Raw genomic sequence first — 24,788 nt, 5'->3', positions numbered from 1 at the left:
TGTGCACAAGCTGAGATTTAGCTAACTTTTCAGCGTCAATTTTATCTGTTTTACGAACTCGCAGACTGTCCAATTGCTTCTTAGCTTCCAGAGGATTTAGCCGTGTGTAAGCGTAACCATATTCCTCGAGAAAGGCCTGAAGACGTCGAGAATAGACGCCTGTAGCCTCAAATATAATCTCAGGGTTATGAACAGTTTTCAAGTCGCCCAATAGGCGATTGAAACCAAAGGCATCATTGAGTATGGTGTAGCCATGAACCTTCTCACCGTTGACTAAAATTGCCACCTCAGAACTTGTTTTACTGACATCAATTCCAAATACTGCACGCATGACATTACCTCTTTTGTCTTGAATAATTCCATGTTTTAGTGATTTTATTTTCAATACGCGACGTTTAGCGTCCCACATACTTTGATCAAACTCCACCTAAAACAAGGTGTCTTGCCAGTTTGTCAAGCGACGTCTAGCGCCATAGAGCCCTACGACTTTACAAGACACCACTACTTTAACATAAAGAAAAAGTAGTGAGTACTCTCTCCTGTCGGAGATTTCTTCACTACTAATCTTAGTATGTTTGTCAACTGTAGTGGGTTGATGTCAGCTAAGATCTGGAGAGGACAAAATTGGTTCTCTCCTTTTTGATATTCAAAGCGATGAGAATGCGTTTTTTGAAGTTGTCAAAGTTCCGAAATCCGAAAGCGTTGCGTTTGATAACTTTGATGAGGTTGTTTGTAGCCTCTAGCTTAGCATTTGAGTAAGGGAGTTCCAAAGCATTGATAATCTTTTCCTTATCTTTCAAAAAAGTCTTAAAAACAGTCTGAAAGATAGGATTTATACAAGAAATTGTATCTTCAATGAGTCCAAAGAAATGCTCAGCTTGTTTCTCTTGAAAATGAAAAAGCAAGAGTTGGTAGAGCTCATAGTGTTCTTGGAGTTCTTGGGAGTAAGAGAGTAGCTTTTCCAGAATCTCTTTGTTGGTCAAATGCATGCGAAAAGTTGGGCGATAAAAGCGTTTATCGCTGAGTTTCCAACTATCTTGTTGGATCAGTTTCCAGTAGCGTTTAAGTGCCTTGTATTCGTGAGATTTTCTCTCAAATTGCTTCATGATTTGGATGCGAAGACGGTTCATAGCCCGGCTCAGGTGTTGTACAATGTGAAAACGATCCAGAACGATTTTCGCAGAAGGGAAGAGTTGTCTGGCGATGTCGTAGTAGGGACTAAACATGTCCATTGTAATGACTTTAACGCCGTCTCGGACTCGTCTGGAATAGCGCAGAAAGTGATTGCGAATGGTTGCTTGCGTTCGTCCGTCCAGAATTGTGATGACCTTGAGCGAGTCAAAATCCTGTGCAATAAAGCTCATCTTTCCCTTCTTGAAGCCAGCTGAAACAGTCTCTCCCCAGACTGTTTCACTCCCAAGACATGTGAGTTGGAAGATAAGATAAATCTGTCTTGAATTTAAACTCTTTCAGTTTACGAATGACGGTTGACGTGGAAACTGCTAAGCTTTCAGCGATGGCCGTCATAGAGACTTTCTCGATCAATTTTTGAGTGATTTTCTTCTTGACGATGGTTGCGATTTGGTGATTCTTCTTGACTAAGGAAGTCTCTGCGACAGCCATTTTCCCACAGTCTTTACAGCGGAAGCACCGTTTCCTTAGACGAATCAATGTCTTGTATCCAGCACACTCTAAATAGGGGATTTTAGATTCTTTTTGGAAGTCATATTTAGCCATTTGTCCTTGACAGTGAGGGCATTTAGGTGCTGGATAATCTAGCTTGGCGAAGATTTCTTTATGCGTTCCAGCATTTAGAACATTCAAGATAGTGATGTTAGGGTCTTTGATTTCCAGTAAGTTTGTGATAAAATTTAATTGTTCCATAAGATTCTTTCTAATGATGGTTTGGTCGCTTTTCATTATAGGTCATATGGGACTTTTTTTCTACAACAAAATAGGCTCCATAATCCCTGCGGTGGATTTACCCACTACAGAAATTATAGAGCCGTTTTATTTAGCTTCGTTGACCAACTGTATAAAATAGGTGAAAACTCTCATATAAAATTCATTTTGACAGAAGATAGCTTCAAAGAGAATCCTTAGACCTTATTAGAGGTTATTGATTGCTAGTCGATGTACAAATTGCAGATATCACAGTGGATTCGCTTATTCTGCTGTAATGACTTCTAAGCCCCCCATGTAAGGACGTAGGACTTCAGGAATGGTCACAGAACCATCTTCATTTTGGTAGTTTTCTAAGATAGCAGCGACTGTGCGTCCGACAGCAAGTCCAGACCCGTTGAGAGTGTGGAGGAGTTTGACCTTGCCATCTGCTTCGTCACGGTAGCGGATTTGAGCTCGACGAGCTTGGAAATCTTCTGTGTTAGAGCAGCTGGAAATTTCACGATAGGTGTTCTGAGCTGGAATCCAGACTTCCAAGTCGTAGGTTTTAGCGGCTGAGAAGCCCATGTCTCCGGTAGAAAGAGCAACGACACGGTAAGGCAAATTGAGCTTTTGCAGGATGTTTTCTGCATTGGCAGTCATCTTTTCCAACTCTTCATAAGATTCTTCGGGTTTGGCAAACTTGACCATTTCAACCTTGTGGAATTGGTGCAGGCGGATCAGACCGCGCGTGTCACGACCAGCAGAACCAGCTTCAGAACGGAAAGATGGGCTCATAGCTGTGAAGTAGATTGGTAATTCCTTGCCATCTAGAATTTCGTCTCGATAGTAGTTGGTCAGCGGAACTTCAGCAGTTGGAATCAGAACGAAGTTGGTATCAGCCAGCTCAAACGTATCTTCTTTGAACTTAGGATATTGCCCAGTACCAAACATAGAGTCATGGTTGACCATGTAGGGAGTGATGACTTCTGTGTAGCCTTCTTTGCCATGCTCATCCAGCATGAAGTTGTAGATAGCGCGCTCAAGTCTTGCTCCTAAGCCCTTATAGAAGAGGAAGCGAGCACCAGTAACTTTTGCACCACGCTCCCAGTCCAGGATATCCAAGTCTTCGCCTAAATCCCAGTGAGCTTTAGCTTCAAAGTCAAATTGGCGAGGTGTACCCCAGCGGCGGACTTCTACATTGTCATCCTCGTCTGCCCCGACTGGCACGCTATCGTGCGGAATGTTTGGCAGGGTTGTGGTGAACTCGGTCAATTTAGCATCTAATTCAGCCAAAGTAGCATCTAAGTCCTTCACTTTGGCAGATAGTTTTTGCATGGCTGCAATCTTGTCATCCGCATTTTCTTTGTTGCGCTTGGCTTGGGCAATCTCAGCAGAAACGGTGTTGCGCTCTGCTTTGAGATTTTCTACTTTCACCAACAAATCACGTCGTTGCTCATCAATTTCCTTCATTTGATTGAGAACATCAGCTGCTACGCCACGGGTAGCTAATTTCTCTGCGACAGCATCAAAGTCTGTCCGAATACGTTTTAAATCTAACATAAGACCTCCAAAAATAAAAGCACACCGAGGAAACTGTTGGAGCGGCTAGGCCGCGGTTCCATCCAACTTCACAGGTGTGCACTTGATTATGTATGTAGTTGTATTGCAACGGTAGAATTTCACACTAGGCTCCTATCTGCTCGCAGCACCCGCAGACTTTCTGAAAGAAGTGATAGTCTTACTTATCCGTTTTCTAGATTATACAGGATTTTCTATTTTTTTGCAAATAGATTTTTAAAGAATTGGCCAATTGTTTGCATCAAGGTAGGCAATTTGACGACTTTTTCATTCCCGATATGTTGACGAGCTATTTTGAGAATCTTTCCGGTGTCCTTAGATGCAAAGAGAAACTTGCCCTTGTCTGTAAAAACTTCAAAATGGCGACTGATATTTTTCCCAGAGACATTGGCACCGATTTGCTGGATGCTTGACCAAGGTAGCTGGATATAGTCTTCTACATTGGCGTCAGCGTAGAATTCCAGTGCGACATCACCGACCAAAAACTTCCCAACCTTGCCACCCAAACCAAGATAGGAAACTCCTGTCGTTTGAAATTCAATCGATTTATTTTGCGATTGCGCCATAAAACATCTCCCTTTTAAATGATATAGCTATTATACCACAATAAAAAGAAGGCCGAAACCTTCTTTTTGATTACATCAAACCAATTAGGCGAGCAACGATACCAACAACGAAAAGTCCGATGATGATTGTGATTGGTGAAACTTTCTTCTTAAGCAACCACATGCAGAGGAAGGTAAGGAGAAGTCCCATCAAACCTGGAATCAAAGAGTTAATTTGTCCTTGAAGGGTATTTGTCTTTTCAGGAGTCAAGCTCAAACCGCCTGCAACATCACCCAAGATTTTTTGAAGTTGCTCACCAGTTACAGCACCTTTAGGGAAGTTGATGTAAGCTCCTTCAGAGAGTTTTGTAGATGGCAGCTGAAGCGCAAAGCTAACGTTTACCCAGCGTGCAACCAATACAGCCAAGATAAACATACCAAGGATTGAAGCACCTTTAGTGATGTCTTGGAGGATACCACCAGACATGTCTTTTGTGATTTCAGAACCAGCCTTATAACCCAATTCTTGAGTGTACCACAAGAAGGCCATACGGATTGCATTCCAAAGAACGAAGAAGAGGAGTGGGCCGATGATATTTCCTGACAGAGCAAGAGATGCACCGAGCGCTCCAAGGATCGGACGAACTGTGAACCAGAAGACAGGGTCACCGATACCAGCCAAAGGTCCCATCATACCGATTTTAACCCCTTGGATAGCTGCATCGTCAATTTCTGCACCATTTGCTTTTTCTTCTTCGAGGGCAAGTGTTACACCGATGATTGGAGCAGCAACGTATGGGTGAGTATTGAAGAATTCCAAGTGACGCTCAAGAGCAGCAGCTTGATCTTCTTTTTTAGTATAAAGTTTCTTGAGAGCTGGAATGAGTGCGTATGCCCAACCCAAGTTTTGCATACGTTCATAGTTCCAAGAACCTTGCAAGAAAGTAGAACGCCACCAAACTTTTTGACGGTCTGATTGTGATAATTGAATTTTTTCAGTCATGATATAGCAGCTCCTTTCTTAGTAGTCTTCTAGGATATCGCCGATTGGATCGTTAGATGCAGCAGAACCGCCACCACCGTTTCCGCCTTTCTTAGAAAGGTTGAGGTAGATAAGGGCAATAGCTACACCGATAGCACCGAGGGCAATCAGAGTCAATTCGCTAATAGCTGCAAGAGCGAAACCGATAGCAAAGAATGGCCATACTTCGCGAGTTGCCATCATGTTGATAACCATAGCGTAACCAACGGCAACAACCATTCCCCCGCCGACTGCCATACCGCCTGCCAACCAATCAGGCATCATAGCAAGCAAGTTTTGCACTGCTTCTGCAGGGATTGCAAGAAGAAGGGCTGCAGGAACAGCGATACGAAGACCTTGAAGAAGGAGAGCTACAAAGTGAGCACGTTCAACGCTAGCAAAGTCACCATTTTTAGCAGCAGAGTCTGCAGCGTGAACCAAGGCAACGGAGATAGTACGCACGATCATAGTCAGGAAGAGACCAGCTACAGCAAGAGGGATTGCGATTGTAGTTGCAACAGTGATACCTTTGTCAGTGAAGTCTCCACCTTGCACCATGATGATAGCAGCAGCAACTGAAGCCAAAGCAGCGTCAGGAGCAACGGCAGCACCGATGTTAGCCCAACCAAGAGCGATCATTTGAAGAGATCCGCCAAGGATAACACCAGCAGTTAAGTTACCAGTTACAAGACCGATCAAGGTACATGCAACCAATGGTTGGTGGAATTGGAATTGGTCCAAGATACCTTCAAGACCAGCTAGGAAGGCAACAAAGACTACTAAAACCATAGAAATAATAGACATGTTTTAAATCCTTTCATAATAATATGAGAGCGAAACGTTTAAGATTATTGAACGTTGGCTTTGTTAATTAAGTCAAACAAATCTTTTTTAGAGTCATTTGGTACTTTACGTACGTCGAATTCAACTCCGAGATCACGCAATTTTTCGTAAGTAGCCACATCGTCCTTGTCCATTGATAGAACGTTGTTGACCATTGTCTTACCAGTTGAGTGAGCCATTGAACCGACATTGAGAGTTTTGATTGGCACACCACCTTCGATTGCGCGTAGGGCATCTTGTGGAGTTTCAAATAAGATAAGGGCGTGCGTATTACCGAAACGTGGATCTTTTGAAACAGCAATCAGTTTATCAATTGGAACAACGTTTGCTTTAACATTACCAGGTGCAGCTTGTTTGATGAGTTCTTTACGAAGTTCATCCTTAGCTACAGAGTCAGAAGCAACGATGATACGGTCTGCTTTTGAATCTGGAGTCCAAGCTGTTGCAACTTGTCCATGCAACAAACGAGTATCGATACGAGCAAGGTTGATTTTGAGCTTGCCGTCTCCGATAACAGTTCCTTCTGGGATAGCTGCTTGAGCAACTGGTGCAGCAGCAGGAGCAGGAGCAGCGCTTTCTAAGACTGGATTTAGCTCTTCTGGAAGTGCTTTTACGCCTTCCTTAGCTTCCTTGATAATGTTTGCAACGACAGCATCTACGCCAGCGTTTGCATCCATCATGCGCTCTGTGTAGGCTTGAATTAGCATAGGTAGGTTCAAACCTGTAATAATCGCGAACTTGCGGTCTGGATTTTCACCCATGACACGGCTAGCTTGGTTAAATGGAGACCCACTCCAAAGGTCAGCCAAGACCAATACCTCATCGTTCGCATCAAACGAAGCCACAGCATCATTGAATTTTGCATACAAATCGTCAGGACCTTCGTTTGGCATGAAAGTTACAACTTGAACTTTCTCTTGCTCACCAAAAATCATAGAACCTGACTGATGAATGCCGGCAGCAAATTCACCGTGGCTGGCAATAATGATTCCAATACTCATTATTGTTTTTCCTCCTTATAAAATGTTTGACTTAAGTTTAAGAAAACTTTAAGGCTAGATATTATTATAAAACGTTTTCATGAAAAATGCAAGTGATTAGGCTAAAGTGACATCGATTTTCAAATAAATTTCTCAGAAAAAAGCCTATTAAATCACCATTTTTCATACTTTTAAGCACTTAAATAATTAGATAAAAATTAGGAAATGGTATTAAATCTATTAATATATGAAATGAAAAGAAAACAGTTGAAAGCAGAAGTTGAAAAATGAAATTTATAATGTTTGAAAGTATGTTTATTTTCCTGAAATAAGAAAAAACGAATCCTATTTAGGACTCGTCCATTGACTTTATAAGAATAAATTGTTAAGCTCATGTGCCACGCCGTCTTGGTCATTGGTCAGTTTAAGCTGCTGGTCAGCGAAGGGAAGCAGGGTTTCATTGGCATTTTTCATGGCATAGCCTGTTCCTGCAAACTCCAGCATTTCTGTGTCATTCTGCTCATCACCAAAAGCGATTAGGTTTTGGCGGTCGACATTGAGGATATTGAGCAGATATTGGAGGGCGAAGGCTTTATTGACACCTTTAGGATTGCACTCTAGGATATTGAGCGGGCCTCCCCAAGTATTAATGGCGAGCTTATGCTGATAAAAAGCATTCATTTCAGCAGCAAGAGCATATTTATCGGTGGCGTGCGTTTGCAGCAAAATGGCATTAGGATTTTTGGTTACCAGTTGTGGTTGAAATTGATTTTCCGGTTTAAAATTCTCAATGCCAAACAGCTTAGGATCTGCGATTTCTTCATCCGGATTTGTGATGTAGAATTTTTTGCGGTATTCTCCGGCAATAAAATCAGCTTCGATTTCCTCTTTTCGCTGGACCATATCCAGTAAGAAGGACTTGTCTACCGTCAAGGACTGCTCAAACTCCCATTTTTTGTCAGGAATGTGCGTCAAGGAACCATTGAAATTAATCATAGGCGTATTGAGCTCCAATTCCTTATAAAAGTCTAAAGCCATGCGGTAAGGACGTCCAGTGGTGATGATGACCTTGTGTCCTTTAGCTGATATTTTTTTGATGGTTTCTTTTGTAAAGTCAGACAGTTTACTCTCGGAATTCAGCAGAGTTCCGTCCAAGTCTACGGCGATTATTTTTTTTGTCATTTTTTCCCTCGTCAAGTATGGTACAGTCTATTATAACAGAATTAAGCTTAAATGGTACAAGTTGTGGTATAATATTTCTTCAATAGATGAAATGCGATTGTTTTTTATTATTTTTCTTCTATAAAAGAGCGATATTTCGAGCGAAGGAGGAAATCTTGTATGCGCAAACCAATTTTGATTCACATTTTTTTCATGTTGATTTCGATTGTCGTATATATTCAGGGGATTAGTGTCCAAGGTCCGGATTTGATCTGGAACATGATTTTGGCACTGATTGCCTATGATGCTGCTGTGTTAACGACAATTTTCAACAAGCAAAAATGGCTCTACCCGATTCTGCTGATGGTCTGGCTGGTCTTTTATCCGAATACCTTTTATATGCTGACGGACTTGGTCCATATGACCTGGGTTGGGGATACTCTGTGGAATCATGCTAGTATGCGTCTATTTATGGCTTTTGTGCCGAGCATTTTATTTGGGGTTTACTGCGGAATCGAAAGCTGGAATATCCTGCGTGAGCGCTGGAAGTTGACTTGGTGGCTGGATATGCTTGCGGTAGGTGTCCTGTCTTATCTGTCGAGTCTGGCAATTTATATCGGCCGTTATGACCGGCTCAACTCTTGGGATCTGGTGACGCGGCCACAGTTAGTTGTCCAAAAGTTACTGGAAACATTTCAGAGGGAACGTCTGGTATTTATCCTTGGATTTACCTTTATCCAAGTGATGAGTTTGCTCTTTTTAAGTAGAGAAAATAAAAAATAAGACACGTTAAAGTATTTTTTGGAGCATTAGGGTTGAAAAAGTGAATGTTTTTGAGTATAATCATATTATTGTTCGTAAATAACGAATAAGTAGCACTGTTTTAAAGAAAATCAGGAGTTCTCTTTTAATCAGTTGCCATAAAACAATTTAGGAGATTATCTATAATGGATAAATTATTTAAACTCAAAGAGCACGGTACGGATGTTCGTACGGAAGTTCTCGCTGGGTTAACGACTTTCTTTGCTATGAGCTACATCCTCTTTGTCAATCCAGCCATGCTGTCGCAAACGGGTATGCCGGCTCAAGGTGTCTTTCTAGCTACGATCATCGGATCCGTTGCTGGAACGCTCATGATGGCCTTTTATGCCAACCTTCCTTACGCACAGGCGCCAGGTATGGGGCTCAATGCCTTCTTTACTTTCACGGTTGTCTTTAGTTTGGGCTACACTTGGCAAGAAGCTTTGGGCATGGTCTTCATCTGTGGTCTGATCTCGCTCTTTATCACTTTGACTAAGATTCGGAAGGCTATTATCGAGTCCATTCCATCAGCTCTGCGTTCAGCTATTTCTGCTGGTATCGGTGTCTTTCTAGCTTATGTAGGGATTAAAAATGCCGGATTGTTGAAGTTTTCAATCGATCCAGGCAACTATGTAGTAGCTGGTAAGGGAGCTGACCAAGCCAAAGCTGCTATCACAGCCAATTCAGCTGCAACTCCGGGACTGGTTGATTTTAATAATCCAGCAGTTTTGCTGGCACTGCTTGGTCTAGCAATCACGATTTTCTTTGTTATCAAGGGGATCAAGGGTGGCATTATCTTGTCCATCTTTGCAACGACAGTCGTAGCGATTGCTGTTGGTTTGGTGGATCTATCTGCTATTGACTTCGGTCAGCATAATCTATCAACAGCTCTGAAAGAACTTGGACAAGTATTCGGGGTGGCAGTTGGTCCAGAAGGTTTGGGAGCTCTCTTTGCTGATACGGCTCGTCTACCTCAGACATTTATGGCCATCCTAGCCTTCTCTCTGACGGATATCTTTGATACCATCGGTACCTTGATTGGAACGGGTGAAAAAGTGGGTATCGTAGCGACTTCTGGTGAAAACCATGAGTCAGAAGGTTTGGACAAGGCTTTGTACTCAGACTTGATCGGTACAACTATCGGTGCGATTGCCGGAACATCTAACGTTACTACTTATGTAGAGTCTGCAGCTGGTATCGGAGCTGGCGGACGGACTGGTTTGACAGCCTTGGTTGTAGCGGTCTGCTTTGCGGTGTCTAGCTTCTTTAGCCCGCTGTTGGCCATCGTTCCGACAGCAGCAACTGCGCCAATTTTGATTGTCGTAGGGATCATGATGCTGAGCAGCTTGAAAAATATCCAGTGGGATGACATGGCAGAAGCTATTCCAGCTTTCTTTACCTCCATCTTCATGGGCTTCACTTACAGCATCACAAATGGGATTGCAGCAGGCTTTATCATGTATGCTCTTGTGAAAGTTATCAAAGGTCAAGCTAAGGATGTGCATCCGATGATTTGGATCTTAAATCTACTCTTCATCCTTAACTTTATCAGCCTAGCTTTATCTTAAGAACACTAAGAAGTTGGAAATCTTCCAGCTTCTTTTTTGTATCAACAATCCTTTTATGATACAGCGGCTAATACTGGTCTTATCTCTTAACAGAAGATACATGAACGTCGTCAGTATAGACGTTCTAGAGATTTGTATTGAAACATGTTATTTTCTTTAAAAATTTCAGCGCAAAACCAAATCTTTTGGTATAATAAAAGAATGTTTAGTCATAATGAGGAAGAATTAATCGAATGGGGCCGACGTCTTGGTAGCCTGTTGCAGGAACGAGATGTTTTGATTTTAACAGGGGACTTGGGAGCGGGGAAAACTACCTTTACCAAGGGATTGGCTAGGGGTCTCGGTATTAAGCAAATGATAAAAAGTCCGACCTATACGATTGTTCGGGAGTATGAAGGCCGCTTGCCACTTTATCACTTAGATGTTTATCGGATTGGTGAGGATCCGGACTCGATCGACTTAGATGATTTTCTCTTTGGTGAGGGAATTACCGTCATTGAATGGGGAGAATTATTGGAGGGCAGTCTGCCAGATGATTATCTGAAACTGACAATTTTGAAGAAAGCTGATGGACGCGAGCTGGTCTTTGAAAGCAAGGGGCGCCGTTCTCAGGAACTACTTGAGGAGCTGAAGCATGGCTGAATTTGAATTGGCCTTGCGCGAGGCAGAACAGACGGATGCAGAGACTTTGATTGCTTTTCTAAATCAAGTTGGGGCTGAGTCGGATTATATGACTTTAGATGAAGCTGGGATTTTGATGGATGAAGATCAGATGGCCAGTTTCATTCAGTACCAAGCGGAGTCAGAGAATCAGCTCTATCTCTTAGCGCTACTCGATGATGAAATCGTAGGTCTTGTTAGTATCACGGCGGATTTTCATGAGCGGATTCGGCATATTGGGCAAGTCTTTATCGTTGTAAAAAAAGCTTTTTGGAATCAAGGTCTCGGCCGTATCCTGCTGGAAGAGGCTTTGGATTGGGCAGAAAATAACAGCATTCTCCGACGATTGGAGCTAACTGTTCAGGTCAGAAATGAGCGGGCTGTCCATCTTTATAAAGAGTTAGGTTTTGAAATTGAAGGCCTCCAAAAAAGAGGGGCTTATTTAACAGAAGGGATATTTCTGGATGTTTACCTGATGGGTAAGCTGATAGATTGATGGAAATATGTTTAAAAAAATTTTACTAATGTTTTTAAGTCTTTTCGCAGTAACGGCAATCGGAGTAGGGGCTTACGCTTGGACTATTTACAATCAGTCGACGGACACCTTGTCACGCACTTATAAAGGTTTAGGAAATGAAACAAATGTCATTGCCGAAACCAAGCCTTTGACGATTCTCTTGATGGGAGTAGATACAGGAAGCGGTTCGCGCTCTGATGCCTGGCAAGGAAATAGTGACTCGATGATCCTCCTCTCAGTTAATCCAAAAACAAAGAAAACGGTCATGATGAGTTTGGAGCGGGACATTCTAACTCAAATTGATGAAAATGGTCAAACGACAGAAGCCAAACTCAATGCAGCCTATGCTTATGGCGGCGCAGAATTAGCCATTTCGACGATTCAGGATTTGATGAATATCCATATTGACCGCTATGTGATGATTAACATGCAAGGCTTGGTTCAGCTGGTGGATGCGGTTGGCGGAATTGAGGTCAACAATACCTTTGATTTCCCGATTTCCATCGAAGAAAATGAGCCAGAATATACCGCGACTGTTGAGCCAGGTAAGCATTTGATCAATGGGGATCAGGCTCTGGTCTATGCTCGTATGCGCTATCAGGATCCAGAGGGAGATTACGGCCGTCAAAAACGCCAGCGTGAGGTTATTCGAAAAGTTGTTGAAAAAGTGCTGAGCCTCAATAGCGTTAGTCACTATCAAGCTATTCTACGAGCAGTGAGCAATAACATGCAGACCAATATTGCCTTGGATTCCGGAAGTATTCCTCAGTTGCTAGGTTATCAAGATGCTTTTAGACATATTCAATCTGAGCAGCTGCGCGGAGAAGACGCGACATTGGCAGACGGTGGCAGCTATCAGTTGGTAACTTCAGAGCATTTGCTTGAAATGCAAAACCTAATCCGTAAAACTTTGGGGCTGGACTTGGTAAAAAGTTTGAAAACCAATGCGGTTCTTTATGAAGATTTGATGGGGGGCAATAGTCTCAGGAGTATAGATTCAAATTCGTATGAAGGATATAGCGGAGCCTATGATACTACCGGTCAGCCGGCAGCTTATGGTGGAAGGTATAATTCCTATTCGGCGGAGGTGCCTAGCAACACAGAAACAGCATCGGAAGTTTCTTATGTAGCACCGGCTACCACATCAGGGGTTAACGGTACTCCTACAACAGCAGAGTAAAAAACAAGCTCAAAGTTCGGTCTAACGGCTGACTTTGAGCTTGTTTTTTATTGATAGGATTCCCATAAATCCTTTATTTGTTCGATTTGAATTGTTGCTTGGTTTTCAAGAACTTTGTATTTGTAGCTTAAATCCTGAGTGATGTCTTTTAAGTTGTCTCTTTGTTCTTGGATGATGGCAAGGTTGCGTTGGATATTAGCTAGATTGTCCTGGATCTTGTCTAAGATATCCGATGTTTCAGTGACTTCTTCCTGAATTTTTTGGCGGTTCTCAACTAACTTATAACTGGCTGTTGCGGCACCGATAAATAGGAGAATATTTGAAAGTTTCATAGTTCCTCCTTAAGCTTGGGCAATCTTCTCTGCTAATTCAGCCAAGGCTGTAAAATCTGGTTCGTGAGTTTCAAAGCTAATCTGCAGGCCATCCGTCTCCTCATAGCGAGGAGCTAGATGGACATGGGTGTGAAAGACAGTTTGACCAGCGATTTCTTCGTTGTTATTAAGGATATTCATCCCCTTGGCTTTCGTTACCTTCATGACTTTGCGGGCAATGTCCGGTACACGGGAGAAGAGTTGACTAGTGCTATCTGCATCCATTTCCAGAAGGTTTCGGAAATGTTGTTTGGGAACAACCAGAGTATGGCCGGGTGTGACCTGAGAAATATCTAGGAAGGCCAGTACTTGGTCGTCTTCATAGACTTTAGAAGCTGGAATTTCCCCTGCAATAATTTTACAAAAAATACAATCAGCCATAAATGATACCTCTATTCGCTAGTTTTTGTTATAATTTAAAGTATAAGAACATTATACCAGAATTTGGAGAAAATATGTTAGAAATCAAGGGTCTTACAGGAGGCTATATCAATATTCCTGTCTTAAAAGATATCAGTTTTGAGGTTGGCGACGGTCAATTGGTTGGTCTGATTGGTCTTAATGGTGCTGGCAAGTCTACTACGATCAATGAAATCATCGGCTTTCTGACGCCCTACAAGGGAGAGATTCGGATTGACGGTTTACAGCTGCGGGAAAATCCCAGTGCCTACCGCAAGAAGATTGGCTTTATCCCAGAGACACCTAGTCTCTACGAAGAGCTGACCCTGCGTGAGCATATTGAAACAGTGGCCATGGCTTACGATATAGAGCAGGAAGTTGCATTTGAGCGCGTGGAGCGCCTCTTAACTATCTTCCGACTGAAGGAAAAGTTGGACTGGTTTCCGGTTCATTTCTCTAAGGGGATGAAGCAGAAGGTTATGATTATCTGTGCTTTCGTGGTAGATCCTAGTCTTTTTATCGTGGATGAGCCCTTTTTGGGGCTGGATCCGGTGGCCATTGCAGACCTTATCCAGCTCTTGGATGAGGAAAAGAAAAAAGGGAAGTCCATCCTCATGAGTACCCACGTTCTGGATTCAGCTGAGAAGATGTGCGATAGCTTTGTGATTTTGCATAAAGGACAGGTGCGTGCCAAGGGCAATCTAGCTGAGTTGCGAGGACAATTTCAGATGCCAGAAGCTAGTCTCAATGACATCTATCTGGCCTTGACGGAAGAGGCTGCGGTATGAAAGAAGTATTTGCCAAACGAAAGCAGGATTTCCGTCAGCAGTGTCTGAAATACCTGCGTTATGTGCTTAATGATCATTTTGTCCTTTTTCTGCTGGTCTTCATGGGATTTTTAGGTGTCCAGTACAGTCAGCTGCTACGGCATTTTCCGACGAATCACTTACCAATCATTGCCAGTTTGATTGTTCTCTCGCTTTTTATCCTGCCTTTTGGGCGTATTGCGACCTATCTAGAAAAGCCAGATATGCTCTTTTTGCTAGTGCAGGAGCAGGCAGTGATTGATTTTATCAAGGAGCAGATTTGGCGTTCTTATCTTTTGTACGCAGTCTTACAGACTGGAATGTTGTTGCTGTTGGCTCCGCTTTTTCTGGCTCTGGGCTTACCAATCTGGGGCTTTGGGCTCTACTGCCTGCTTATGCTGCTGCTAAAATGGTTTTTATTTCAAGGCAAGGGAGGCCACTTTTTTATGGCGGGTCGCCTCAATTGGCAGTATGCGATTGCGGCTGAGGAGGGACGCAAGCAGAAGCTCCTGCGTTTCTTTGCTCTCTTTACCAATGTCAAGGGCATTTCAAACAGTGTCAAGCGTCGGGAGTATCTGGATGGTTTGACAAGACTCGTGAGCAAACAGCATAGCAAGACATGGCAGAATATGTTTTTGCGCTCCTATCTGCGCAATGGCGACTTGTTTCCTTTGACCCTGCGACTTCTGCTGTTAGCTCTGCTAACGATCATTTTTGTCAGCCAGTCTTGGATTGCTGCAGGTTTTGTTGTCCTCTTCAATTATCTCTTGCTCTTTCAGTTGCTTGCTCTTTATGAAGCATTTGATTATCAGTATCTTACCCAGCTGTTCCCGCTTGACAGAAAAGATAAGATTAAGGGAGCGAGGCAGATTATTACAGCGGTTGGACATAGTGTCTTGCTTTTTGAAACACTAGTGGCTTTGCTCTTTTTCCAAGATAAAGTCGCTGTACTGCCAATCCTTGGAGTTACAGTATTATTGTATCTTTTATATTTGCCATTTAAATTAAATAGATTGGTTGACTAAAAGAGGTAAAACTAGTAAAATAGATAGGAAACTTTTTACGGAGGGGAATCATGGACTTGGTTGATAATGAGCTAACCCTGACACCAATAGCTGGTAAGAGTGGAAAGGCCTATATGGGGACTTATCCAGACGGGGGGCGCGTTTTCGTCAAGATGAATACAACCCCAATCTTAGCAGGCTTAGCCAGGGAACAAATTGCACCGCAGCTTTTATGGAGCCGCCGCTTACCGGATGGTAATGTTATAAGTGGGCAGGAGTGGCTTGCGGGCACGATCCTGACACCAAATGATATGTCTAAAAAGCAAGTAGTCAATATTTTAACGCGTTTGCATCGTTCGCGGCCCTTAATGACACAATTAACAAAGTTGGGCTATACTTTGGAAACTCCGATTGATTTACTGAATGCTTGGCTAAATCAAGCACCTGCAGTTTTGAGGAACAATCAATATCTGCAGTCAGTTATCCGTGAACTGCGCCAAACAGTGCCAGCCTTTCGGGAGGATTATGCGACCATCGTTCACGGAGATGTTCGTCATAGCAATTGGATTGAAACGGACAGCGGTTTGATTTATCTGGTGGATTGGGATTCCGTTCGGCTAACCGATAGGATGCTGGATGTAGCCCATATCTTGAGCCATTATGTGCCGGATTCAGGCTGGCAAGAATGGCTGACCTACTACGGCTACAAGTACAATCAAACAGTTTTCAATAAAATGTATTGGTTTGGGCAATATTCCTACCTGATGCAAATTGCTAAGTATTACGAGAATAATGATTTGGAGAATGTGAACCGGGAGATTTACGCCTTACGCAACTTCCGTTCCAAGTATGGAAAGGTAAAATGAGAGTAAGAAATCGCAAGGGTGCGACAGAATTGTTAGAGGCAAATCCGCAGTATGTAGTCTTAAATCCAGCCGATGCTAAGGGGAAATGGCGGAAGATCTTTGGGAATGACCACCCTATTCATGTCGAAGTGGGTAGCGGTAAGGGAGCCTTTATCACTGGAATGGCCAAGGCCAATCCGACAATCAACTATATTGGTATTGATATTCAAAAATCCGTACTCAGCTATGCCTTGGATAAAGTGCTGGCAGCGGATGTGCCCAATATCAAGTTGCTTTGGGTCGATGGTTCAGATTTGACCAACTACTTTGAAGATGGGGAAATTGACCAACTTTATCTCAATTTCTCTGATCCATGGCCCAAGAAACGTCATGAGAAGCGCCGGCTGACCTACAAGTCCTTTCTGGATACCTTTAAGCGGATTCTGCCGGAAAATGGAGAAATTCACTTTAAAACAGACAACCGCGGCCTCTTCGAGTACAGCTTAGTTAGCTTTTCTCAGTATGGTATGAAGTTAAAAGGCGTGTGGTTGGATTTGCATGCCAGTGACTTTGAGGACAATGTCTTGACAGAATATGAAGAGAAATTCTCAAGTAAGGGTCAAGTCATTTACCGGGTTGAGGCAAAGTTTGAATAAATAGTAGTCTTGACAGGTTTGTGAGACTTAAGGATTATCCCAAAATTTCGGTGTTTTTCTATTTTTACCAAGAGAGATAAAAGCGAAATTTTTAAATCAAGCATATCCCTTGCTTTTCTATGCAGGCTGTGGTATACTGAAACTAGTAAATATGAAAGAGAGGCGAGGAAATATCTTCGCCTCTTATCTGTGAGGAGGTGCAGTCTTATCGCAACGATTGTTGAATTAGTAAGAGCAGTCATTGAGCCAGTCATCCAAGAACCCTATGAATTGGTGGATATTGAGTATGGCAAGATGGGCGGTGACTATGTTCTCAGTGTTTTTGTAGACAAGCCCGAGGGGATTACGGTCAATGATACGGCAGATTTGACCGATATTATCAGTCCTCTGTTGGACTCTATCAAGCCAGACCCTTTTCCTGACCAGTATTTTCTGGAGGTGACCAGTCCAGGCTTGGAACGTCCGCTGAAGACCAAGGAAGCTGTGGTAGCTGCAGTCGGCAGTTATATCCATGTCAGTCTTTATAAAGCACTGGATAAAAATAAGGTTTTTGAAGGAACTTTACTTGGATTTGAAGATGATGTCTTGCTCATGGAATATATGGATAAAACACGCAGAAAAGAAGTTGAAATTCCATATAGTCTAGTGTCAAAAGCAAGACTGGCCGTTAAATTTTAGTAATAGATAGCAATAATGAAGAAAGGAATACTTTTGTTTCGGCAAAAGTTACATGAAGATGAGTAAAGAAATGCTAGAGGCCTTCCGTATTTTGGAAGAGGACAAAGGTATTAAAAAAGAAGATATTATTGAAGCAGTGACAGAATCCCTTCGCTCTGCTTATCGTCGCCGCTACGGTCAGGCAGACAGCGCAGCCATTGAGTTTAATGAAAAAACAGGTGATTTCCGTGTCTATACTGTCCGCGAAGTTGTGGACGAGGTCTTTGACAGCCGCTTGGAAATCAGCCTCAAGGATGCCTTGGCTATCAGCTCTGCCTACGAGCTGGGAGACAAGATTAAGTTTGAAGAAGCACCAGCTGAATTTGGCCGAGTAGCAGCTCAATCTGCCAAGCAGACCATCATGGAAAAGATGCGCAAGCAGACGCGTGCCATTACCTACAACACTTATAAAGAACATGAAAATGAAATCATGTCAGGGACGGTGGAGCGCTTTGACAATCGCTTTATCTATGTCAATCTAGGCAGTATCGAAGCGCAACTGTCTAAGCAAGACCAGATTCCTGGTGAGGTTTTTGCCTCTCATGACCGCATCGAAGTCTTTGTCTATAAGGTTGAAGACAATCCACGCGGGGTCAATGTTTTTGTCAGCCGCAGTCATCCAGAGATGATTAAGCGTTTGATGGAGCAGGAAATTCCTGAAGTTTACGACGGAACCGTGGAAATTATGAGCGTGGCGCGTGAAGCAGGTGACCGGACCAAGGTAGCGGTGCGCAGCCATAATCCAAATGTGGATGCTATCGGAACCATCGTCGGCCGAGGCGGCGCTAATATCAAGAAGATTACCAGCAAGTTCCATCCAGCTAAATATGACGCTAAAAGTGGCCGTATGATACCGACTGAAGAAAATATTGACGTTATCGAGTGGGTGGCAGATCCAGCTGAATTTATCTACAATGCTATTGCACCAGCAGAAGTGGACCAAGTTATCTTCCATGCTGAAGATAATAAGCGAGCTTTGGTTGTGGTACCGGATAATAAACTTTCTCTGGCTATCGGCCGCCGCGGTCAGAATGTCCGTCTGGCAGCTCATTTGACTGGCTTTAGGATTGACATCAAGTCAGCCAGTGAGTTTGAAGAAATGGAAGCAGCCAATGAACTCGGAGGCTTTGCTCAAGATGCGGAAGCTTTTGCAGCAGAAGAAGTCTCAACTGAGGAAGTTTTGGCTGAAGCAGAACTGGAAGAAAGTGAAGCAGTAGCCGCAGAATAAGGGAGGCAGATATGGCAAAAACAAGAAAAATCCCTTTAAGAAAATCAGTTGTGTCAAATGAAGTGATTGACAAGCGTGATTTATTGCGCATTGTCAAGAATAAAGAAGGTCAGGTATTCATTGATCCGACAGGCAAGGCTAATGGGCGAGGAGCTTATATTAAGCTAGATAATGAGGAAGCCCATCTGGCTAAGAAAAAGCGAGTTTTCAACCGCAGTTTCAGCATGGAAGTAGAAGAGAGTTTCTACGACGAGCTGATTGCCTATGTCGATCACAAGGTCAAGAGAAGAGAGTTGGGTCTTGAATAAAGAAAAACTAGCAAACTTGCTGGGGCTAGCCCAGCGGGCTGGCCGTATCATTTCAGGGGAAGAATTGGTCATCAAAGCCATCCAAGAAGGCAAAGTCCATCTGGTCTTTCTAGCTGAGGATGCTGGACCAAATCTAACGAAAAAGATTACTGATAAAAGCCATTATTACAAGATAGAAGTGTCAACCGTGTTTTCAACACTGGAATTAAGCTCTGCGATTGGCAAGGCCCGAAAAGTGGCTGCCGTCACAGATGCTGGTTTTACAAAGAAAATGAGGTCTCTTATGCAATAGAAGAGGAGGACAAGAATTGTCTAAAGTTAGATTGTACGAAATCGCAAAAGAACTGGGAAAGGAAAGCAAAGAGGTGGTAGCTCGTGCTAAGGAACTGGGCTTGGAAGTCAAAAGTCACTCTTCCAGCGTAGAAGCAGAAGCGGGTCAACGCATCAGGGATAGCTTTGGTGCCTCTAAGCCAGCGCCAGAAAAAGTGCCTGTTGCCCAGCCAGTACCGGAGAAAGCACCTCAAAAAGAGTCTGCTCCAGCCAAAAAGGAAGATTCTACGGCTGTTAAGCCAGAAAAGCCCAAAGTGGCAGATACTCCAGCCACAGCAGCTCCGGCGAAACCTGTTTCAGTTCGGCCGCAAAGTCGTAACTTTAAGGCAGAGCGGGAAGCTAGGGCCAAGGAACAGGCAGAGCGCCGCAAGCAGCAAAATAATCGCAAACCACAAAGTGGTGATAAGAAGGAGCGCGGCAATCGCGATCGCAACCAAGGTCGTCCTGACCGCAACACCAATAACGGCCGTCAAGATCGTCGTAATGAAGCTCGCAATGACCGTCGTGACAACCGCGGTCAGGATCGTAATCGAGGTGGTCAAAATAATCGTCCACAGTTGAATCAAGGTCCTAAAATTGATTTTAAAGCGCGAGCAGCGGCTCTGAAAGCAGAGCAAAATGCGGAGTACGCGCGTTCTAGCGAGGAGCGCTTCAAGCAAGCTCAGGCAGCCAGAGAAGCACAAGAACGTCAGAATAGGCGGAAAGAGCCAGTTCAAGCAGAAGTACCTGTTGTCGAAACGGTCAAATCTGCTCCGGCCGAACCTGCACCAACTGCAGCTCCCACTGCAGCACCAGTTGCAGTAGATACTCGTCGCAAAAAACAAGCCCGACCAGATAAGAAGCGTGATGAATTCGAACGCGAAGAAGATGGTCCAAGAAAACAACAAAAGAATCGAAGCAGTCAAAATCAAGTGAGAAATCAAAGAAACAGTAACTGGAATAATAACAAAAAGAATAAACGCGGAAAGGGCAACCACAATCAGGCTCCAAAACCTGTTACAGAACGTAAGTTCCATGAGTTGCCGACCGAATTTGAATATACAGATGGCATGACCGTTGCAGAAATCGCAAAACGGATCAAGCGCGAGCCAGCTGAAATTGTCAAGAAGCTCTTTATGATGGGTGTGATGGCAACGCAAAACCAATCTCTTGACGGCGATACTATCGAGCTCCTCATGGTAGACTACGGTATCGAAGCTAAGAAGAAGATTGAAGTCGATACTGCCGATATCGAGCGTTTCTTCGTGGAAGAAGGCTATATCAATCCGGATGAATTGGTAGAACGTCCACCGGTTGTGACCATCATGGGACACGTTGACCATGGTAAAACGACCCTCTTGGATACCTTGCGTAACTCTCGGGTAGCGACAGGTGAAGCGGGTGGGATCACCCAGCATATCGGTGCTTACCAGATTGAGGAAAACGGCAAGAAGATTACCTTCTTGGATACACCAGGACACGCGGCCTTTACATCAATGCGGGCCCGTGGTGCGTCTGTGACAGACATTACCATCTTGGTCGTAGCAGCTGATGATGGTGTGATGCCTCAGACTATCGAAGCCATCAACCACTCCAAAGCGGCTAATGTGCCAATTATCGTAGCTATCAACAAGATTGATAAGCCAGGTGCAAATCCTGAGCGCGTAATTGGTGAATTGGCTGAGCATGGTGTCATATCGACTGCTTGGGGCGGTGAGTCTGAATTTGTCGAAATCTCAGCAAAATTCAACCAAAATATCGATGAACTTTTGGAAACAGTCCTCTTGGTTGCTGAAATCCAAGAGCTTAAGGCCGATCCGACTGTTCGAGCGATTGGTACAGTCATCGAAGCCCGTCTGGATAAAGGAAAAGGTGCGGTTGCAACCTTGCTTGTCCAACAAGGTACACTGAATGTGCAGGATCCAATCGTTGTCGGAAATACCTTCGGACGTGTCCGTGCTATGACTAATGATCTAGGCCGTCGCGTTAAGGTGGCTGGTCCATCTACCCCAGTTTCCATCACTGGTCTCAATGAAACTCCGATGGCTGGTGACCACTTTGCGGTCTATGAAGATGAAAAAGCTGCGCGTGCAGCCGGTGAAGAACGTGCGAAACGTGCCCTTCTCAAACAACGTCAAGCTACTCACCGTGTCAGTCTGGAAAATCTCTTTGATACCCTTAAAGCTGGTGAAGTCAAGTCTGTCAATGTTATCATCAAGGCTGATGTACAAGGTTCTGTGGAAGCCTTGGCTGCTTCACTACAGAAGATTGAAGTGGAAGGTGTCAAGATTACTATCGTCCACTCAGCAGTTGGTGCTATCAATGAATCCGATGTAACGCTGGCAGCAGCTTCAAATGCCCTGATTATTGGTTTTAACGTCCGTCCAACTTCTCAAGCGCGCCAGCAGGCGGAAGCTGACGATGTAGAAATCCGTCTCCACAGCATTATCTACAAGGTTATCGAGGAAATGGAAGATGCCATGAAGGGAATGCTGGATCCAGAGTATGAAGAAAAAATCATCGGGGAAGCCCTTATCCGCGAAACCTTCAAGGTTTCCAAGGTCGGAACTATCGGTGGATTTATGGTTATCAATGGTAAAGTTACCCGTGATTCCAAGGTCCGTGTTATCCGTGACGGTGTCGTAATTTATGATGGTGCTCTAGCCAGCCTCAAGCACTTTAAGGATGACGTTAAGGAAATCACCAATGGCCGTGAAGGTGGACTCATGATTGACGGTTACAATGACATCCAAGTAGATGACACGATTGAAGCTTACATCATGGAAGAGATTAAAAAATAAAAAACTTCCAGCGAAAATCAGGAATGCGATAAGAGAGTGGGACAGAAATCGGTAATTCGTTAGAATTCGATTTCGTCGTCCCACCTCCGCACAGTTGAGTAGGGCTGTAAAAGCTGATGAAATCAGCGTAGTAGAGCCCACTCAACCACTGCGTCTTGCTCGACAATCCAAAAACAATTGAGAGGCTAGGACTTTTGTCCCAGCCTCAGGCAAATCCATCTTTTCGCAAAGAGTTCGAAACAAACTCAATCCAACTGAAACTAAAAATATAAGCTAGGCTAGGCCTAGCTTATATTGCAGAAGAAAAAATTAGAAAGGAAATCCTATGGCAAATAATTTTCGTGCAGACCGTGTGGGAATGGAAATTAAGCGCGAAGTCAATGAGATTTTGCAGAAAAAGGTTCGTGATCCACGGGTTCAGGGGGTGACCATCACCGATGTCCAAATGTTGGGTGACTTGTCCATGGCCAAGGTCTACTACACGATTATGAGTGACTTGGCTTCTGACAATCAGAAAGCCCAGCTTGGTCTGGAAAAGGCGACTGGTACCATCAAGCGAGAGCTGGGGCACAATCTTAAAATGTATAAGATTCCAGATTTGACCTTTATTAAAGATGAATCTATTGAGTATGGCAACAAGATTGATCAGATGTTGCGCAATCTAGAGAAAAAATAAGCAGGAACTCAGCTGAAACTAGCTGGGTTTTTTGCTTTTGATTTCCAGAAAAATAGGCCTTATGAAAAATGAATAAAGAACATAAACAAAAAAGATAATATTTTTTTTTAAAAAAAAGCTTGTTACTTTAATTAATATCCTTTACAATAGAAAAAGGAGAATATTCGATATTTATTTTTCGGAGGAAAAGAAATGTCCATTAATTGGCAAGAAATTATATTTAGCTTCTTGGGAGGCTTGGGGCTGTTTCTATACAGTATCCGCATGATGGGAGATGGGCTGCAGCAGGCGGCGGGAGACCGATTGCGCTACTTCATCGACAAGTACACCAGCAATCCTTTTTTAGGTGTCCTGGTTGGTATCGGCATGACTGCCCTGATTCAGTCCAGTTCAGGTGTGACGGTCATTACAGTCGGTCTAGTTAGTGCGGGGCTTTTGACCTTGCGTCAGGCCATCGGTATTGTCATGGGGGCCAATATCGGGACGACTGTGACCTCCTTCATCATCGGTTTTAAGCTGGGTGATTACGCTTTGCCTTTGCTCTTTGTCGGCGCGGTTTGCCTCTTTTTTACCAAAAATCGCTCGGTTAATAATGTCGGCCGAATCCTCTTTGGTGTCGGCGGTATCTTTTTTGCCCTCAATCTGATGAGCGGAGCCATGGAGCCCCTCAAGGACCTGCAGGTCTTTCGGGATTATATGGTCCAGCTTAGTAAAAATCCGATTTTGGGTGTCTTTGTCGGGACGGGGCTAACCCTCCTCATTCAGGCTTCCTCAGCGACCATTGGGATTCTGCAGAATCTTTATGCCAGCAATCTCATTGACCTGCAAGGAGCCTTGCCAGTGCTGTTTGGTGACAATATCGGAACTACGATTACAGCGATTATCGCTTCCTTAGGAGCCAATATCGCAGCCAAACGCGTAGCTGGTGCCCATGTGGCCTTTAATGTCATTGGAACAGTTATCTGCTTGATTTTTCTCGTGCCGTTTACGGCTCTGATTCAGTGGTTTGAGACAGCGCTGCATCTGTCACCGGAAATGACCATTGCCTTTGCCCACGGGACCTTTAATATCACCAATACCATCGTCCAATTTCCCTTTATCGGTGTTCTAGCCTACGTGGTTACGAAGCTGATTGCGGGTGAGGATGAAACAGTCAAATACGAACCTCTTTATCTGGACAAGATTTTGATTCATCAGGCACCATCTCTGGCTTTGGGAAATGCCAAAAAGGAACTGCTTCACATGGGTGGTTATGCTTTTAAATCTTTTGAACTGGCCTATGATTATATCATTAACCATGAAGAAAAAGCTGCTGAAAAGGGGCATAAGACGGAGGAAGCCATCAATGCGATTGATGATGAACTGACTCGTTATCTGATTGCACTTTCTGGTGAGCAGCTCAGTCAAAAGGAAAGTGAGATTCTGACCAATATTTTAGACTCTAGCCGAGATTTGGAGCGAATTGGGGATCACTCAGAGGCTTTGATAAATCTGACAGACTACCTGCTTCGCAAGAAGGTTACCTTCTCACCAGCCGCCTTGGAAGAACTAGAAAAAATTTATCACATGACTTTAGAGTTTATCAAAGAAGCTTTAACTTCAGTGGAAACAAATGATGTTGAGTTGGCGAATAATTTGACAGCGAAACATGAAGCGATTGATAAGCTAGAGCGCAAGCTGCGCAAGACGCATATTTCTCGTCTAAATAGAGGAAAATGTACGCCTCAGGCTGGTGTCAACTTTATCGAAATTATTTCGCACTATACTAGGGTTGCTGACCATGCCATGAATTTGGCAGAAAAAGTCCAAATCGAGCAGATTTAAGAATTTTAAAAAGCAGGTTTCCTGCTTTTTTGTTTGTTCAAATAATATAATAATTTTTTTCAAAAAACAGGTATAGACCATTTACAAATAAAACAGAAAGCGTTAT

The 24,788-nt window shown here is 43.6% G+C and carries 26 protein-coding genes; 16 read left to right on the top strand and 10 right to left on the bottom strand.

From position 1 onward, the window contains the following. The 8 genes from AC5FEC_RS04315 to AC5FEC_RS04280 form a co-directional block, all read right to left on the bottom strand. The coding region (locus tag AC5FEC_RS04315; RefSeq protein ID WP_493661405.1) for an IS110 family transposase at positions 1 to 331 on the bottom strand (331 nt) is incomplete at its 3' end. 271 nt (positions 332 to 602) lie between these two features. Beyond that, a protein-coding gene (locus tag AC5FEC_RS04310) for an ISL3 family transposase (protein ID WP_493661404.1) occupies positions 603 to 1,884 on the bottom strand; the annotation gives its coding sequence in 2 pieces (ribosomal slippage) (positions 603 to 1,413 and positions 1,412 to 1,884; 1,284 coding nt in all). Positions 1,885 to 2,166: 282 nt separating this feature from the next. After that, positions 2,167 to 3,444: a serine--tRNA ligase gene (serS, locus tag AC5FEC_RS04305; protein ID WP_037617313.1), complete on the bottom strand. Its 1,278-nt coding sequence runs from the start codon at positions 3,442 to 3,444 to the stop codon at positions 2,167 to 2,169. Between the two features lie 212 nt (positions 3,445 to 3,656). Beyond that, entirely contained in the window at positions 3,657 to 4,028 is a 372-nt protein-coding gene (locus tag AC5FEC_RS04300; RefSeq protein WP_037617311.1) for a DUF956 family protein, read from the bottom strand. 70 nt (positions 4,029 to 4,098) lie between these two features. Beyond that, the gene (locus AC5FEC_RS04295; protein ID WP_037617310.1) at positions 4,099 to 5,010 is read right to left on the bottom strand and encodes a PTS system mannose/fructose/sorbose family transporter subunit IID; all 912 of its coding nucleotides are present in this window, start codon (positions 5,008 to 5,010) and stop codon (positions 4,099 to 4,101) included. Positions 5,011 to 5,028: 18 nt separating this feature from the next. Next, the gene (locus tag AC5FEC_RS04290; RefSeq protein ID WP_493661403.1) at positions 5,029 to 5,832 is read right to left on the bottom strand and encodes a PTS mannose/fructose/sorbose transporter subunit IIC; all 804 of its coding nucleotides are present in this window, start codon (positions 5,830 to 5,832) and stop codon (positions 5,029 to 5,031) included. Positions 5,833 to 5,876: 44 nt separating this feature from the next. Next, entirely contained in the window at positions 5,877 to 6,872 is a 996-nt protein-coding gene (locus tag AC5FEC_RS04285; protein ID WP_493661402.1) for a PTS sugar transporter subunit IIB, read from the bottom strand. Positions 6,873 to 7,220: 348 nt separating this feature from the next. After that, the gene (locus tag AC5FEC_RS04280; RefSeq protein WP_037617305.1) at positions 7,221 to 8,033 is read right to left on the bottom strand and encodes a Cof-type HAD-IIB family hydrolase; all 813 of its coding nucleotides are present in this window, start codon (positions 8,031 to 8,033) and stop codon (positions 7,221 to 7,223) included. A 159-nt stretch (positions 8,034 to 8,192) separates the two neighbouring features. Between AC5FEC_RS04280 and AC5FEC_RS04275 the strand changes: the two genes are divergently transcribed. From AC5FEC_RS04275 to lytR, 5 genes are all read left to right on the top strand, one after another. After that, positions 8,193 to 8,795, top strand: coding sequence for a DUF1361 domain-containing protein (locus tag AC5FEC_RS04275; protein WP_037617303.1), 603 nt, complete (start codon positions 8,193 to 8,195; stop codon positions 8,793 to 8,795). A 164-nt stretch (positions 8,796 to 8,959) separates the two neighbouring features. Beyond that, positions 8,960 to 10,381, top strand: a complete 1,422-nt coding sequence (locus tag AC5FEC_RS04270) for an NCS2 family permease (RefSeq protein WP_037617301.1) — start codon at positions 8,960 to 8,962, stop codon at positions 10,379 to 10,381. Positions 10,382 to 10,582: 201 nt separating this feature from the next. Continuing rightward, positions 10,583 to 11,023, top strand: a complete 441-nt coding sequence (gene tsaE / locus AC5FEC_RS04265) for a tRNA (adenosine(37)-N6)-threonylcarbamoyltransferase complex ATPase subunit type 1 TsaE (RefSeq protein WP_217473157.1) — start codon at positions 10,583 to 10,585, stop codon at positions 11,021 to 11,023. Continuing rightward, on the top strand, positions 11,016 to 11,537 hold the full coding sequence (locus AC5FEC_RS04260; protein WP_493661401.1) for a GNAT family N-acetyltransferase: 522 nt from the start codon (positions 11,016 to 11,018) through the stop codon (positions 11,535 to 11,537). Before tsaE ends, AC5FEC_RS04260 begins: the two co-directional genes overlap by 8 nt. Positions 11,538 to 11,544: 7 nt before the next feature. Next, positions 11,545 to 12,738, top strand: coding sequence for a glycopolymer--peptidoglycan transferase LytR (gene lytR / locus AC5FEC_RS04255; RefSeq protein ID WP_493661400.1), 1,194 nt, complete (start codon positions 11,545 to 11,547; stop codon positions 12,736 to 12,738). Between the two features lie 47 nt (positions 12,739 to 12,785). On the opposite strand, the gene AC5FEC_RS04250 is transcribed toward lytR, so the two are convergent. Then, positions 12,786 to 13,070 carry a hypothetical protein gene (locus tag AC5FEC_RS04250; protein WP_234551003.1) on the bottom strand — a complete coding sequence of 95 codons (285 nt, stop codon included), beginning with the start codon at positions 13,068 to 13,070 and terminating at the stop codon, positions 12,786 to 12,788. Positions 13,071 to 13,079: 9 nt separating this feature from the next. Continuing rightward, positions 13,080 to 13,490 carry an HIT family protein gene (locus AC5FEC_RS04245; protein WP_037617288.1) on the bottom strand — a complete coding sequence of 137 codons (411 nt, stop codon included), beginning with the start codon at positions 13,488 to 13,490 and terminating at the stop codon, positions 13,080 to 13,082. 74 nt (positions 13,491 to 13,564) lie between these two features. On the opposite strand from AC5FEC_RS04245, the gene AC5FEC_RS04240 reads away from it, so the two are divergent. From AC5FEC_RS04240 to AC5FEC_RS04190, 11 genes are all read left to right on the top strand, one after another. Further along, on the top strand, positions 13,565 to 14,296 hold the full coding sequence (locus tag AC5FEC_RS04240) for an ABC transporter ATP-binding protein (RefSeq protein WP_234551006.1): 732 nt from the start codon (positions 13,565 to 13,567) through the stop codon (positions 14,294 to 14,296). Then, positions 14,293 to 15,339 (top strand): ABC transporter permease, encoded by a 1,047-nt coding sequence (locus AC5FEC_RS04235; RefSeq protein WP_493661399.1) that lies wholly within the window; start codon positions 14,293 to 14,295, stop codon positions 15,337 to 15,339. Before AC5FEC_RS04240 ends, AC5FEC_RS04235 begins: the two co-directional genes overlap by 4 nt. A gap of 50 nt (positions 15,340 to 15,389) precedes the next feature. After that, on the top strand, positions 15,390 to 16,184 hold the full coding sequence (gene ccrZ / locus AC5FEC_RS04230) for a cell cycle regulator CcrZ (RefSeq protein WP_037617278.1): 795 nt from the start codon (positions 15,390 to 15,392) through the stop codon (positions 16,182 to 16,184). Continuing rightward, positions 16,181 to 16,819, top strand: coding sequence for a tRNA (guanosine(46)-N7)-methyltransferase TrmB (gene trmB, locus AC5FEC_RS04225; protein ID WP_037617270.1), 639 nt, complete (start codon positions 16,181 to 16,183; stop codon positions 16,817 to 16,819). The genes ccrZ and trmB overlap by 4 nt, the downstream gene beginning before the upstream one ends. A 189-nt stretch (positions 16,820 to 17,008) precedes the next feature. Then, positions 17,009 to 17,497 carry a ribosome maturation factor RimP gene (rimP, locus tag AC5FEC_RS04220; protein ID WP_037617268.1) on the top strand — a complete coding sequence of 163 codons (489 nt, stop codon included), beginning with the start codon at positions 17,009 to 17,011 and terminating at the stop codon, positions 17,495 to 17,497. Positions 17,498 to 17,555: 58 nt separating this feature from the next. Then, a complete protein-coding gene (gene nusA, locus AC5FEC_RS04215) occupies positions 17,556 to 18,764 on the top strand; it encodes a transcription termination factor NusA (RefSeq protein ID WP_342341879.1) in 1,209 nt (402 codons plus the stop codon). 11 nt (positions 18,765 to 18,775) lie between these two features. Continuing rightward, the gene (gene rnpM, locus AC5FEC_RS04210) at positions 18,776 to 19,072 is read left to right on the top strand and encodes an RNase P modulator RnpM (RefSeq protein ID WP_037617263.1); all 297 of its coding nucleotides are present in this window, start codon (positions 18,776 to 18,778) and stop codon (positions 19,070 to 19,072) included. Beyond that, positions 19,065 to 19,364, top strand: coding sequence for a YlxQ-related RNA-binding protein (locus AC5FEC_RS04205; protein ID WP_037617261.1), 300 nt, complete (start codon positions 19,065 to 19,067; stop codon positions 19,362 to 19,364). The genes rnpM and AC5FEC_RS04205 overlap by 8 nt, the downstream gene beginning before the upstream one ends. Positions 19,365 to 19,380: 16 nt before the next feature. Beyond that, positions 19,381 to 22,182 carry a translation initiation factor IF-2 gene (gene infB, locus AC5FEC_RS04200; protein ID WP_493661398.1) on the top strand — a complete coding sequence of 934 codons (2,802 nt, stop codon included), beginning with the start codon at positions 19,381 to 19,383 and terminating at the stop codon, positions 22,180 to 22,182. Between the two features lie 325 nt (positions 22,183 to 22,507). Next, entirely contained in the window at positions 22,508 to 22,858 is a 351-nt protein-coding gene (gene rbfA, locus AC5FEC_RS04195) for a 30S ribosome-binding factor RbfA (RefSeq protein WP_037617258.1), read from the top strand. Positions 22,859 to 23,050: 192 nt separating this feature from the next. Next, the gene (locus tag AC5FEC_RS04190; RefSeq protein WP_148880983.1) at positions 23,051 to 24,682 is read left to right on the top strand and encodes a Na/Pi cotransporter family protein; all 1,632 of its coding nucleotides are present in this window, start codon (positions 23,051 to 23,053) and stop codon (positions 24,680 to 24,682) included. Positions 24,683 to 24,788: the final 106 nt, after the last annotated feature.

This window comes from Streptococcus sp. STC1396 (assembly GCF_058933875.1).
Note: the sequence above shows the minus strand (reverse complement) of the source record. Positions and strands in the feature narration are given on the sequence as shown.